At 34.1% G+C, this 14,976-nt stretch carries 13 protein-coding genes; all 13 read right to left on the bottom strand.

Annotated features, from left to right (window positions below):
* Positions 1-118: 118 nt before the first annotated feature.
* The 13 genes from EXN75_RS15675 to EXN75_RS15735 are packed head-to-tail and all read right to left on the bottom strand — an operon-like array spanning position 119 to position 14,815.
* The gene (locus tag EXN75_RS15675; protein ID WP_134844526.1) at positions 119-895 is read right to left on the bottom strand and encodes a hypothetical protein; all 777 of its coding nucleotides are present in this window, start codon (positions 893-895) and stop codon (positions 119-121) included.
* 8 nt (positions 896-903) lie between these two features.
* On the bottom strand, positions 904-1,998 hold the full coding sequence (locus EXN75_RS15680; protein ID WP_134844527.1) for an acyltransferase family protein: 1,095 nt from the start codon (positions 1,996-1,998) through the stop codon (positions 904-906).
* A gap of 2 nt (positions 1,999-2,000) precedes the next feature.
* Complete coding sequence (locus EXN75_RS15685; RefSeq protein WP_134844528.1) at positions 2,001-2,888, bottom strand: DUF6625 family protein; 888 nt, start codon at positions 2,886-2,888, stop codon at positions 2,001-2,003.
* Between the two features lie 2 nt (positions 2,889-2,890).
* Positions 2,891-3,904 carry an acyltransferase family protein gene (locus EXN75_RS15690; protein ID WP_246031447.1) on the bottom strand — a complete coding sequence of 338 codons (1,014 nt, stop codon included), beginning with the start codon at positions 3,902-3,904 and terminating at the stop codon, positions 2,891-2,893.
* Positions 3,904-4,887 carry a glycosyltransferase family 10 domain-containing protein gene (locus EXN75_RS15695; RefSeq protein WP_134844530.1) on the bottom strand — a complete coding sequence of 328 codons (984 nt, stop codon included), beginning with the start codon at positions 4,885-4,887 and terminating at the stop codon, positions 3,904-3,906. The genes EXN75_RS15690 and EXN75_RS15695 overlap by 1 nt, the downstream gene beginning before the upstream one ends.
* A gap of 11 nt (positions 4,888-4,898) precedes the next feature.
* On the bottom strand, positions 4,899-6,125 hold the full coding sequence (locus EXN75_RS15700; RefSeq protein WP_134844531.1) for a Coenzyme F420 hydrogenase/dehydrogenase, beta subunit C-terminal domain: 1,227 nt from the start codon (positions 6,123-6,125) through the stop codon (positions 4,899-4,901).
* Positions 6,118-7,251, bottom strand: coding sequence for a polysaccharide pyruvyl transferase family protein (locus tag EXN75_RS15705; protein WP_134844532.1), 1,134 nt, complete (start codon positions 7,249-7,251; stop codon positions 6,118-6,120). Before EXN75_RS15705 ends, EXN75_RS15700 begins: the two co-directional genes overlap by 8 nt.
* 1 nt (position 7,252) lies before the next feature.
* Positions 7,253-9,472 carry an AAA family ATPase gene (locus EXN75_RS15710; protein WP_134844533.1) on the bottom strand — a complete coding sequence of 740 codons (2,220 nt, stop codon included), beginning with the start codon at positions 9,470-9,472 and terminating at the stop codon, positions 7,253-7,255.
* 16 nt (positions 9,473-9,488) lie between these two features.
* Positions 9,489-10,409, bottom strand: coding sequence for a glycosyltransferase family 2 protein (locus tag EXN75_RS15715; protein ID WP_134844534.1), 921 nt, complete (start codon positions 10,407-10,409; stop codon positions 9,489-9,491).
* Positions 10,410-11,936, bottom strand: coding sequence for a lipopolysaccharide biosynthesis protein (locus EXN75_RS15720; RefSeq protein ID WP_134844535.1), 1,527 nt, complete (start codon positions 11,934-11,936; stop codon positions 10,410-10,412).
* A gap of 1 nt (position 11,937) precedes the next feature.
* Positions 11,938-12,945, bottom strand: a complete 1,008-nt coding sequence (locus EXN75_RS15725) for a DUF6625 family protein (protein WP_134844536.1) — start codon at positions 12,943-12,945, stop codon at positions 11,938-11,940.
* 11 nt (positions 12,946-12,956) lie between these two features.
* The gene (locus EXN75_RS15730) at positions 12,957-13,829 is read right to left on the bottom strand and encodes a GT-D fold domain-containing glycosyltransferase (RefSeq protein ID WP_167639556.1); all 873 of its coding nucleotides are present in this window, start codon (positions 13,827-13,829) and stop codon (positions 12,957-12,959) included.
* 5 nt (positions 13,830-13,834) lie between these two features.
* Positions 13,835-14,815 (bottom strand): acyltransferase family protein, encoded by a 981-nt coding sequence (locus tag EXN75_RS15735; protein WP_134844538.1) that lies wholly within the window; start codon positions 14,813-14,815, stop codon positions 13,835-13,837.
* Positions 14,816-14,976: the final 161 nt, after the last annotated feature.

Raw genomic sequence — 14,976 nt, forward strand, 5'->3', positions numbered from 1 at the left:
TTTGCTTGTCTTCTTTTCGCAACACTAAGGTAAGTGAAAATTCTGACATGGCAAAATCCTGGGCAACTTTTTGTTGCTCAGGCACTTATAAATAATGTTAAACTATAGTGTTGCGGAATTAAGGTTGAATAAAATCTAAATCAAAAGTGCTATTTACATACTCTTCACCATACATAAGGGACATGACCGACTTCATCGTCGGAACAAGGAAGAAGAAAGCAAGTACCAATATCAAGATATGCTTCACACTAAATTTCTTAGTAAATACATATACAGCATATATCGCAAGTGGTATTGTGAAATACATGATTTTAATTTCTGCTACCATTGCTATGAACATCTCAATTGCAATCAATAGAAAAAAATATAATTTGCTTAATCGACCTATAAAATATTCTTTTGAAAGCAACATTGCACAAAATAGGTAAAATACAAAGAGTTCATTATTACCCATAAAAGTACCACCGATAAAATCTGCAACTTTCCTTTCTACATAAAACTGAAAAACTACCATAAAGGTATTTATCCAAAAGAACCAAACAATCATTTTTTTACACTTCACTACATCTGTATAGTTGAAGAATTTATATACCATCATAAATAGCAGCAAATATCTAACAACCATACGAAATCCCCAAACGATAGATATCGGAGGCATCATATTCACAATTGCTATTACCGTACTGCCAACAAGCAATATGGCAAATAGCCTTACCACCCAAACGCCAACCGCTCGACTTACCGCTTTAATGTCGTGTTTTCGAGAAAATGCCAAATAGAACAACAAAATATCAGAAATAATGGGTACAAATTCACTCTTAAATAAATAAGTTTGAATAACTCCATTTAGCAATACCAAATACAATATGATATAAAGAATTTTCTTTGCTTTCATTTTTATCTTTATTTAATTCTTCCACCAACCAAAAAAACTAAGACCCGAGGTGCATATCGTTTCATCACATAATAAACAATGACACATTCTACGACCTTAGCCACAAACAAGAACTCATAGTTTAAGAATGAGCCTATATAGGGAACAGTCTCCAACATATAGCCAATATTCTTATTTACAAACCACAAAATCAGCGTATTTCCAAAAGCATATATAAAAAAGCTCGTCTCTCCCCAGCGGGCGACAAGGCTTGCCCCTCTATTTGGATAACTTGCTATCTTATATGCAAGCACAAAAACAAAAGCTACGCCACACATCAAGAGCAAACTATTAAGACTATTCAAGTCATAACCATACAACCCACCTATCGTTTGAAGAATCACAAGCAATGGCCACAATATAAGCCAAATAGCTTTATACTTATCAAGCCATTCAAACACATGTATTTGATGAATACTAAAAAATGCGCCTATGTGGAAAAACGTTATGGCTGCCAAGCTAAAACCAACAAATGGAAAACCTAACTTAAACACATTCAGTATAATCAGAATCGGGAAAATCCACCATTTTAACCTTTTAATGATATGATAGCTTACTATGGAGCAAATCATCATCATCATCAAATCCCTCATAAACCACAAGACACCAGCTACAGGCGAGACGATTACAGGATATTCATAACCCAAAGTAGATGTAGCAGTTATTCCATCGCCATGAGCCCAAAGGATCTCCATTAAATCCCAAGGCATTACAGTACCGATTGTTCTACTCTTGTAATAAGAATAACCATAGCCTAAAAACAATGCGATAAAATTCCAGATAATATATGGAACAAGCAGAGAACGTACCTTCTTGCCTATTTTCTTTTTATAGACCGTCCACCCAAACTCTTCCTTTCCTGCAAAGAACAGATAACCAGACATCAGGAAAAAAACTGGTACAGCAACCTGTACTATTGGAGCATTCACATAATGGGCCAAACAATATGTAAAATCATCAGAACTGTCTGGCGCAGCCGTATGAAGCAATACCACCAATGCAGCCAGTGGAAAACGTAGTAAGTCAAATGCAAAGCTCTCTTGACTATTTCTTTCTATTATCATGCTTACGAAATACCGTTAATATCAATATTTATATGTTTATAGCTTTCAATGGGCTCTTGCAGTTTCCAAAAGCCTTCATGCCAGTAATTTTCAGTTTTCAGCCAAGGAGTCTTTTTGAAAAAGAGGAAATGTAAATAAGGGAGTGAGCGTTTCTTAAAGTCAGCAATCCTATTATTCATTACATCATAAATCCATTGCTCTCCATCCTTTGGCTGAGGACTAGTCCAATATTCATGAAGCAATACTTTTTTATGGAATACAGGATTTAGAAAGTCTAAAACTTTAAAATAATGAACGCCAAAAGGACGACACAAATACTTATAGATTCTTCGAATTGTACGGATATGAGGGCACACTAAGTCAGACCATTCACCCTCATCAAGAGAAATCGGCTTTTCATTTGTAATTTTCCTCTTCCAATCTTCAATTTTAAAACAAAGATTGCGATAATAATCGTTGTTGCGACAAAAGCAACAATGAGCTGCTATATGATAGTTATGGGTAGTAATGACATCATAACGTTCCATATTACTATCATTAATAATCATACTTAGATTTCCATATACCAAATCTAAATCGCCCATTCCCCAAAAATCATAGTCTCTCAATTCTTCTTGATGAATGAAACCAATGAAAGGCTTTAAATCTGTCAATTTATAAGGATGAGGATTCTCATAACTTATTTCCAGTTTTTCACTTAATAACTGACAATAATCTTCATATGAGCATTGATGAAAAATAGTATTTTTATATCTGTGTTTAGGTAATGGACAATCCGTATAGAAGATAAAATCTACCATCGGATTCCTACCACAAGAATAGAAATACAGCTCTATCCATTCTGGCCATTTGCCAAAATATGGAATTATTTGTGCCACTTTATATTTCATAATTATTTTGCTCCCCACAAAAGGGTTCTACATAAATTAATTTTCATTGTTATTTCTATTATTATATAACAGAGCAATGTCATTACAATTGCTACAGCAAAAGAAGTGGCGATTCCCATGAAATCATTATTCAATCTTATCACTCTGTTCAACGCTGCTTCTACCAGTAAGGATTGCAGCATATAAATTTGCAATGTTCTTCTCCCAACACTCTGTATTATATGGTTATAAGCAAAACAACCTAATTGCTTCTTTCGTCCTACCCAAATCAACGCTATGCTTATACAAACACCAGCAACTAAACGAATAATAAAAATATACCAATCCCCATATTGGAGCATATGGCTAAAAGAGCACTCGAAATAGTTGTTCTGGCTTGTAGCAAATGGCAAACATGAAAGAAAACATATAATCAGCATTACTATACTATAAATACTTATTTTGTTTATGAATTTCTTAACCCATGTTCCAGCTCCGAACAAGGTATAGGAATAAAGCGATAGAGAGGATATTTCTGCTAAAGGCATATTCCCTTGTACAATTAAATTTATAAGAACAAGAATTATAGATCCTACCAGTAATCGGCTACATGGATGCTTAAAATATTGCAATGCCTGCCACAAAATATAAGTAACAAGATAAGCTTTGACAAACCAAAGGAACGAATGGGACCAATTATTTAAATATACATACACATTTGCTTCTATTCCATCGTGCAATAAATGTTCAAAACCTAAATAAAATGTAGTCAGAATAATTGTCCATACAGTATATGGTATAACAAAACGCTTCACAAGTCCCAACCAAAATCTTTTACACATAGTTTTGTCTTTAACTAAGCCTCCACTGATGACTAAAAACAAAGGAATGTGAACAAAATAAATTATACTATTAATTTTATTTGCCCCCCCATTTTGTATACAATTACTTAACGTATGCCCTACTATAACTAAATATATAGCAAAAGCCTTAAGAATGTCAATCCATGGATTACGCTGATTAGCTGTCTCTTTCATCACACATTAGCAATTATTTCCCTCAACTTCTTCTCCAAAGTCTCATAATATCCCCAAATAACATCCTCAGCCCCATCTACGAATCGCTTTTGGCAAGCAAAGTCCATATACTTTTTCTCATCGGAGTTAAGTTCGGAAACAAGTTTTATGGCATCAATATTTTCTTTACCCATATCAACGAATATAATTGCCTCTTGATTTAGCACATCAGGTTCAGGACAATTATCTCCTCCATTATATATAGGTACACAACCTGCATGAATGGCTTCCATCAATTTTTCTGTAACATATCCATCATAATTTGTGTTTTCTGGAGTTATATTAAATCGATAATGTCTAAGATATTCCAACTTATTATCACCATAGACAGTTTTCAGCTCATCATTGTTATGAAATAACCTTCCATCACAATCTACTTTTCCTATTTTTGACAATTGGTTATAAATCAATTTTCGTCCTATGTCATCATGACTTGAAAGAAATGCAGCAAATTTCCGATTATGAAAACTATGATTAGCTTGAGAATTCATATCACTAACCTTATGTTTTATATCTTCGAATGTATCTGTTGGCGAAAATACATTCCAAGTAAGCCAAAATGGAATCCTTAGATATTGCGTATGGTCAATATAATCAAATCCTATTGACAAATCAATTTTGGGATCATCTACAAACTGATGAAGCCATTTTTCCATTCCTCTTTTATGTAAATTCTCACGTGCTTGAAATATGCGTATATCACTATTGTCAAACATTCTAAGCCACATAGGAGCAAATATGCTATATAATCCCACTTTAAGATTAGGCTTTTCTTTTAAAAGACCTCGTTTTTCAATAAAATCGATATACCACATATCTTGAGGCCAGAAATTGCACCAATTATACATATGTACTTGATGTCCTTTAGTGGCAGAAGCAGCCAACTTACGACGCTCAACTATCTTAGTCCAATAATTATATTTATCTATTATCTTATCTATCATAATCTGTTTATTTATACTGGCAATTGTGTTAATCCTATCATTCTAAACAACTTACGTAGCACACGCTTTGACAAGCTATTCGTATGCACCAAATCATAGACAAATCTTTTAAAATCAGAATGATGTTTTCTATATTTTTTAAAAAACTTATCATGTAATTCATGTTTTTTTGCAGCTACGTTCCAAGACTGATTTGACTGTAAAGCAGCTTTTACATCCACTTTTGACATTTTTGCATGGACACAATTCAAGGCAAGCTCTCCTTGTTTTGAATTTACAAGCACCAAAGAAGTTCCCTTGTCATCGTCCATCCCTATATCAAATTTTGAGATGCCCCAAAAATCAGCAATCGTTATATCACTACTTGATTTACCACTTTTAAATGGACAATTATAGCAAGATGGACGCAAACATATATCATTCAAGAATGCTACCATATAACCATCATCATCCTTTAGTGAGGACAAAACGGAACTTATTTTGCCTTCAGCCGAGGCTTCGGCAAAAGTAAGAACAAAACGGTACTTCCGCCATCCATCGGTTTTATCTCTAAACTTCACATCCTTTAACAAGGATGAAATGTTTAGAGAAGAATTCAAAACGGTACTTCCGCCATGAGCCGCCTTAAAGGCGGCAATTTGCTTATCAACATACCATTTCCACACTCCAGGGCTCGGAACTCCATGACAAATAAAATCCACTGTAAGCAAGTTAGCATAGTCTTTTTTCAAGAAACTCTTTAAACCAGCTATCTGGCATGGTGTTCCTGAAAACAAAACATGAGAACCATTCCTCAAAGATTTTTCTGCCTGCAAATAAGTTTGCCCTATATCACTCTGTACATATTTACTTCCTCTTAGTTTACCCAATTCGCCCATAGACATGATCGCCTCATGCCTAACATGCCATTCAGAATCAAAAGATGCCCCATACACAACACCATTATCATTGATTACATATTCTGCAAGCATCGTGAAGATTCCACCAGAACTACTGTTCATTCTAACATGCTCATTAGGATTCATGGCAGCATAAGCAACCTGAGGTTTTTGGGGCTTATCTTGATGAAGAACCGGACAAACCTTTTCACATAATCTACAATTTATGCAAACGTCTTTATTTACCATGGGATAAAAGAATCCTTCTTCATCCTCACTCAAAGAAATACAATGTTTGGGGCATCGTTGCACACAAGCAGAACAACCACAGCAAAGTTCCTTTCTCTCTATCTCAATCATATTTCAAAGCTTTTTCTAGAAATTCTTTGGAACAAGAAATCATTTTTTCCATTTGCTGATTAACCTTATCCCAATCAATCGTTCGCTTCCAATCCACCTCTTCAAAATGCATATCAGAATGAACCAAGCGATCTTCACACCCAAATAAGTGCAAGATATTTAGAATTCGTGAGTTCCCACGTTCTTTATTTTCAAAGACCCAAAACGGCTTATTAAAAATGATACTAAACACAGTTGCATGAAAAGAATCAGTCATCACATAGCTTGCATCTCTAAATCCGGCAAGCCATTGTTCAACAGAATATCCCTGTCCTCCTGCAATTACGTCAGTATTTGTCTTAGGATTAATAACAGAATATTGCCCTAAGCCCTGCCCCAAACAAAATTCATCTATCATTTTTTTCTTTTGAGTATCCTGATTCAAAATATATGTTAGCACCCCATGCCTCATAGGCTCATACTTCGCTATTTGTAAATAAAGTTGCCTTGGCAATAAAAATGTTGGGTCAAGAACAACTTTAGGATGCTGATTCAGATGCACATTGTCGTGCAGTAATTTTACTCCACTTTCTTCACGTAGAGAAATTGCCTGAAATGTATTGAGTTGCTTTTCTATAAAAGTTGTTTGTCCTGCATTAAACTCCCATTCATCAGTACCAAAAGATGGAGCATAAGCAATCTTTAAAGAATTTTGTGGTGCAAAGCCCAAAAAGGCATCGTTTACAGAACGAGAATACTTTCCTCGCCATATTTGATCAGAACCAGTAATATAAGCATCAATGTGGTGAGACTTACAAAAGCTGATAACTTGTTCTGTGTTTCTTAATTTGGGCGAACAGGATTTTATGTATAATTTTACAAAATTTCGAAAATTCTTTGTCTTATAATAGATACCAGAATTCGTTTTTTTCTCAAACGCATAAACGAAGTATCCTAAACCAACTTTTTCAAGTTCACACTTTGTTTTATCAATAATTCGCTTTGCTAAGGACGGTTCTGAAGTATTTTCACGTTGGAGAAAAAAAACTTCATGTCCCATGTTGCGCAATGTTTCCATCAAAGCATAACATTGTAAATAGCCTCCGTAATTATACGAAAGCGGTAATGATATTATTGCTATTTTCATGTTATCTACTAACTTGTTTTAAGTTTATGGTTATTTCTTCCAATCGCTCTTGCTTGAAAGCAAGTTGTTGTTTTAAAAGAATGTATTTCTTATTTTCTGCTTTCGTCTCCCATTTTTTATATGCTTCTTCTGCACGCACTTCTGTTCTTTCTTTTAGAGTATAATATCTATTAAAACAAAATATACTAAAAGTTACCCCAACACCTCCTAATGATATTGTCCATGTAGCAACTATTTTAAACCATACAAGTACAACTATTGAAAAAAAAGACAAAAAAATCAATATGCCACAGACAAGCCATAAAAAAGGAGAATAGTTTCTGAAGCATTTATACCTTAAAGACTCCAATGGAGCTAATTCGGCCTCTAATAGCCCAATTTCTTCATTCAAAGAATCTCTTTCCTTATACCATTGATTTAGTTGTTCTGCTTGTGAAGCTGAAGCTTTTGCAGCCTCCTCACTCTTTTTTATTTTTTCCAAATCATTTCTATGCTTCTGCAAATTTGCTTCTAAATCTTGTTTTTCAGAAGACAATGCTGAAATTTGTTTATCCTTGTCATTATTTTGCCCTTTAAGGTTGTCTACAAGTATATTTATCTTTTCTATTTCAGAATCTTTCTGTATTGTTGCTTGCTTCAATTCTTCATTGTCTTTCTGAACTTTCGCCAAAGACGCATTGTAAAACTGATTATCAGCCTCAACCGATTCTGTTATTAACTTTGCAAATGCAGAATCCTGCGGATTCAGATTGGATTCAACCGTAGAAATTACATTTTTAGCTCTTCGATACAAATGCCCAATAAAATCTTTATAAACCTTAGGGTCGAAATTATCCTTCGTTTTATTAAAAAAACGAGCTACTTCTGCTAATTTATACCTGACATTGGAACGATGAAGTTCCAAGCATCTTGCCATCGTCTCTGTTAATACACAATTAGAAATATCTATAGGCTTAGAATAATGCATCCACAAGTCAAGTACAACCTTTCCTGTACTTATCATATAGCTTTCACCCTTATTCTGCGTTTTACAAAAAGTTATAAGGTCTATATTGTTTGTCAAGAAAAAAACATTTTCTGTATCGTTTTTCTCTTTTCGACGACGTTTAACGAAATCATTTAGATAAAGATCATGTATCTCTCTATAGTTATCACGAGAATAGGATTCAGGCTTCTTACTTCTAAATTCGCCTAAAAGTTTCGTAACGTGCTTGCCTTTATATTCTGCAACTACACTTTGCTTTTCCGAAGGCGACATAACAGGAAATATCTGAATTCCTATTCTTGCTAAAATCGAATCAATATTTAAACGGATTTGTGCAATCTGATTAGACTCTAACTCTTTTCTTTCACAAGCAGAAGCGATATCAGTCAAAGGATTAGCTCCATTCTGTTCAACAGACTTTAAAATATATGTTACCTCATCAATTGTCAATGGATTTACTCTAAGGATTCCGCCTGAATTTTTGATAATCGTAAAAACTTCTTTGGAATAAGTTTCACGCATGGGAGTTGATAAATCCAACAATCCTAATATTATAGATGTGTCAAGATAAAACTCTGCTTTCACACCATTTTCGGAATCCTCAACCAAAGGCTTTTCGCTTTTTAGAAAAGCAACAATAATGGAACTCCAGAACAACTGGTTAACAATATTGTACAATTCTAAATTTGAATTATGGAGATATTGAAGAAAGAAAATAAGTGTTGCATATTTATCATCAACACGAGTCTTGTCCTCACCATCAAAATAGCCTAAAATATCATCTGTATTATCTGATATGAATTGTAAGAACGAGATGCCATCATCCTTACATCCCTGGCTTTCTATAAACAATTTATATTCACGCTCTATTGTCTCCAAATTGTCAGAAAAGTAATGTTCTTCCTTTTCTATGTTTAGCTCGTCATCGCTAAAAAGAGCTTTATTTATATAGAAACTCTGACCGCCCTCATATATAACCAACTGCAGATTTTCATCTTTCTGCATGCTTATCTTAGTTATTGATTTCGCTATGACTATCGTAGGAATATGAATGCCGAACTTTTCATCTATATACTCAGCGACCTTATCTGCCGAACTATACGTGTCGGATTCTACTTTTCCCGAAAATATCTTAACCAGTGCGTAACGTATAATAGGAAAATATATATCAGAATACAGTCCCTTAGTTTTGTTGGAATAAAGTGCCGATACTAAAGCATAATTTGATTTTTGCATAATATATTTCTGTCATTTAATAATGAATAAACTTATGTGCCATTCTCCACATACTCATTCGTAACATAAAGAAGCCTATTTTCCATTTCAAGCTCTTCAATGCCGAAATCTGTTGTTTATACATGCACAATCCTTCCCTTGTTTCTTCTTGCGTCAAGACATCGTATATAAATCCTTCCGTAAAGATTCCAAAAGAAACTTTCTCTATAATGCTATTGGCATCTGCTACATGAAGCAACTCCTGTAGCTTATCCCGAAACCGCAAACGCATCTCGTATGTCTTACGTGTGAAATGACGAGTTATAGAAGTGTCATTTGCCACATAATGATAAAACGCCATTGGAAGATATGTTATTTTCATTTCCGGATGCTGTAATAACTGCACCCATACAAGCAAATCTTCACAATGGTTTATTCCTTTGAAAAACCTTGCATTATACTTCTTATATAAAGCAGTGCGAACAAGTTTATGCCACAATGCACCAAATAGTTTGTTGTCAAACATATCTTGAAGTACTTGCTCAGGAGAAAGTTCTGATGGCCGTTGCTTACATACAGTCTCACCATGTTTAGAGCTAATAAAATAATCGGCAATAACGACATCGGCATTTTCTGCCTTTGCCTTAGCATAAAGTTCTTCCAACATTGTAGGATCCATCCAGTCGTCTGCATCAGCATGAATGCAATATTCTCCTTTGGCATTATCAACTCCCAACTGGCGAGCCATAGCAACCCCCTCATTCTGCTTATGAAAGGCCTTAAAGCGATTGTCTTTTGCAGAATACTCCTCAAGTATTCTGCCAGACTCATCAGTGCTACCATCATCGATCATAAGCACCTCAAATTCATTCAATGTCTGAGCAAGAATACTATCGAGCATATTCCTTATAGAATCCGAGGCATTATATACAGGTATGATTATTGAAACTTTCAGCATCTAACGAAAACGTTTTAAAACCTTTCCAACAAATTTCTGTCTAACCATTTGTTTTGTTTCTGCATTCATTGCAAACGAATACATCACGCCAATGGTACAAATAACAGATAAAGAACAAACAACAAGAAATCTCAACAATCCTTCTGTCATCATCTCTCTGACAATGTATGGTATTATACATGCTATTGCTATCAATAGATAATTTTTGGTCATTATTTGAATGAAAAATCTGCCAGAAGGGAAATTTATATATCGCTTGCTAATCCATAGATTTGCGAACATTCCAAGTATCTGAGGTACTAAAGTTATAAGATAAGTAACAACGGGACTATATCCCAATTTTAAGAATAAGTAAACTAATGGCAATTGTATTACAGGAATAGTATTTCCAATTAAAGCCATTTGCTTGATATGTCCAGAAGCTATAATCGCTTTGTCTATCATAATGTATGAATTGACAATAAGTGATGAAATGATTGTAATCTTTATAAACTCTGATGTGTATTGTGGCACCTCCGTCAACCAAATCTTCAAAACATAATCTATCTCCATAAAAACTGGTACAGCAAATATAGCAAGAAGGAACAATGTATATTGAGTAATATTGAAAATTAATTTTTCAAAGTGTTCTTTATCATTTGCTCCATAATACTTTACTAGCTGTGGTTCTGCTGCAATTATAAAGCCATTTACAAACTGGCTTATTGTGAACGTAACTGTATTAGCCAAGCCCCTTGCTGCATTTACCAACGTACTGAAGAATATGTTCAACAAAATCGATACTCCTTGAGTATTGCCCACTTGAAAAACGTTAGCAACAACTGACCATCCTGAAAAATTCACCATTTCCTTCAATAATTTACGATTCACTCTTAGAGAAAATTGGCATTCTGTAAAATTTCTGATACAGTAAATACGATATACACTGATGTTAATAACACAGACTCCAAGTAACAAAGCTGAATAAATTATCAGTTTATCACCTGGTATAAAAATCAGCAAAAACAGAACTGCAACTTTCGCTACGGTTTCAAATATGCTCATAAAAGCATATATACTAAAATTTTCGTGGGAAGTGACCGCAGCTGCATAAGGCGTTTGTGTAATACTCAGAAAGACCGTAAGTACAGAAAACTGAAAGACCCAGTTAGCTGCCCCCATTCTATCTGGAGCAATGTTTAGTTGTGAATTAAGAAACCATATTCCAAATGTTTCCAATAACACTACTACAACAACTCCTACAATCAAATGGATTACAAAAGCTGTAGAAAAAGTGTCTTTTAATATCAGGGCGTCTCCCTTACCCAAATTCAGGGAGAGAAACCGACGAGTTCCAGTCTGAAGTATACTGTTCAAGACAGTAAACATAGCAACAAAACCTCCTACTACATTATTAACACCATAATCTGAAGCACCGAGTTTCTCCAAAACAATTCTTGTAGTAAAAAAACTCAACGCCATTATTGCAAATTGGCGTAAATAAAGGTAAACCGTATTTTTTAGAATACGCTTATTATTATCTTCCATTCTACTTTACATTAATTCTTGAAAAGACGGAGCATATCTTAGTCTTCAGATAGAGCAAAGGATTATTCGCATACCATCTCAATGATGTTCCGCTTATTTTTTTTATATCATCAAAGGTATTGGGATAAATCATATAAAATGTCATATTGCTTGTCTTTATCGTAAACTTACGTTTATAAAAATGAGCATACAATATTGGAGTTTTTATTATCTCACCTTTTTTATTAGTTCCGACAGAATAAAGTGATATTCCGTCTTTAATATATATAATATTATTTAGTTCATCACTTTTTTTTCTTTTCCAGAATAAAAGTCTGTCTACATGGTTCTGGTATGCTGGATCTTGTAAATACAGGTCATAGCAGTTATAACCATCCCGGAATGGCAAATATTGCGAAGAAGGGCTATCATAACATCGTCTTTCTGGTCCAAACCCACTCCAAAACAAATCTGGATACATTTCATAATATCGGCCAGAAACACCGTAAGGCAATTCATCAAACCATTCATTTTGGGAGCTTTTAAGAACATCCTTCCATTGAATATCTCTCCATAGACCACGTGCAGTTTTCCAAACATTTTCAAACTTGTCATTTATTACTCTCTGAATATGAAAATGCCCCATTCCTAAAATATAATCTTTCTTGGTAAGAAGTTCATCTGTTAAAAACTCTCTAATATCTCCAAAGATTAAATCACAATCACAATATCCCCAGAAATCATATCCTTTGACATAATCTAAGAATAGTTCTTTATACAGAGGTTTAAAATCGCACAGTTTATATGGTTTTTCCAGCCAAATCCGCATTCCCAACAATCTCTCCAGTTTGTCTTTGATATCAGGCAGAGAAGTTTGTATGACTTTAATATTGGAAGCTTCACAATTAATCTGCTGGTCAGTGGCTATCAGAAAATCCACAGAAGAATTCAATTTGCAACTTTCCAACCAAAAAGGAAACATATTTGGTAATTTACCAAAATATGGTAATATAACGATAATTGATTTCATATCCGTCACCTTTATGAGAAGTCAGCTATTATTTGTTCTGCATACCTTGGATCAGTACATTGTGATGGATTATGACCATCTTCTGATTCATTGGTAAACTTGCCTTTTATAGGAACTCTGTCTTTAGCTCCCATACGGAACCATTCATATTCAATATCAAGATGTCCTAAATCAATAGCCTGATATCCTAATTTTGCCAATTCATAAGCTAATACTGTAGCTGAGATACCAAATGATAAAAGAATTAATTTATCTTTATTTACATTATTGACTATAAAATTGTATATGTCGTCATATCTGTCAAAGCCGCTAAGTGCAGGACCCAATATACGTCGGATGCTCTTTGCGTTGGCATACAAATCATTACCGATGCCGGAGCGGGTCTTTGCTCCCTCCACAATGACGACATCACGACCATCCCATATCTGTTTAATCAAACCTATATGTTCTGCACAATGGCTCTTGTCTTTATGCTCATAATAAAATCTTGTAAGTTGAGTGTCAAGGTAAACCTTGTCAAAAGACAGCCACTTGAGGAATTGCTTGTGATGTCCAACTACATAATTTGTCCAAAACCCTTGCTTCGGTTTACCATTATAATGGTTCAGGTGATTAGGTATTGCAACCTTGTGATTTGGCAAATCAGATTGCAGACATTCAAGAAGCATCTTTGAAAGCCTGGGCGAAGGATGCTGGTATTCTCCACCTTTACCCTCTATGCTATCTAACTCACCATCACCAAAACGACTCAGAGAACATTTATGTTCAATAATATACCTTATTGAATCCATAGAGCTCATTATCTGAAGTTTTGAGGTTTTCTTGAAAGCCATCGGAATCAAGAAATGTTCATCGATGAACTTACGTATTAATTTCTTTATCATATTATTTATGCTTTTTTTCCAAATACATATTTCATAATCAGTCTGTCTTTTTCCAGTATCCATTTCAATACAAGAGAGAACGATATTGCTGCAGCAACAGGTAATGTCGCCATCAATAAATCAATGAAGAAACATGAAGCATTTGCTAAAAAACGCTGAAAACAATTTGTTACCATTAACTCTATAGCAAAATAATGAAATATATAAATATATAACGTACTCTGACCTACTCTTATTAAACTTTTATTTATTTTTAGTTTTTCAGAATCCATCCTTTTGCAGATATGCATAATAATCAGAACTTCTGCACATGAAACTATATATTCTCCATAATGAAAGGAAAACAAGGATGAACACATCCATATTATTATGGAAGCATACAAGAGGATGTAATTATCAAAAATCTTATCATGTAACTGATAACGTTTAATAATATTACCCATCAGAAAATAAGGGAAATATTTGACAATAAGTTGCAAACTTAATAGATTGCTTATCATTTCTGGAAGCCTATTTACAATTCGTGTTGCTATAAACCAAATGACTAAAGCTATTAAATATCTAAGCCATATCTTTTTACCCCCCCCATTTAATGTATAAGAAAAGAGATAATATGTAAACAAAACCCACAAATACCAATATCCCCACTTAAAGGTGTCAAATACAAATCCTAAAGAATGATCTTTCCATAGAGAAAATATTGATGCAACAATAATAAAAGGCACAATAAGTTGTTGAATTCTTCTTATAATATCTTGTATGATGCCGTTTTTAGGATGTGCCGTTATAGACACCAAACCAGAAAGAAACATAAACAAGGGCATCTGATAAGAACTGACAAATTTCATTAATGGAGAATTCCATATATCATGAAAGCTATATAAGTCCATCAATAAAACATGACATACAACAACGCTAATTATTGCAATACATTTGGCTATGTCTATATAAAAGATTCTCCCAGATGAAATAGAGTTATTTATCATATTTGTTTGTTGTTAAAGTTTTCAGATTTATAAAATAACTAAAGTTTCCCACCCTTGTTTATAGGGCATTTTTGAGTCCTTAATGTTCCATCAATCCCTATAAACAGGGCATTTTAACGGTTACCTAAAAAGTGTTTCATGCCACTTCTTTCCCATTTTCC

The sequence above is a fragment of the Segatella hominis genome (assembly GCF_004535825.1).
Lineage (GTDB): Bacteria > Bacteroidota > Bacteroidia > Bacteroidales > Bacteroidaceae > Prevotella > Prevotella hominis.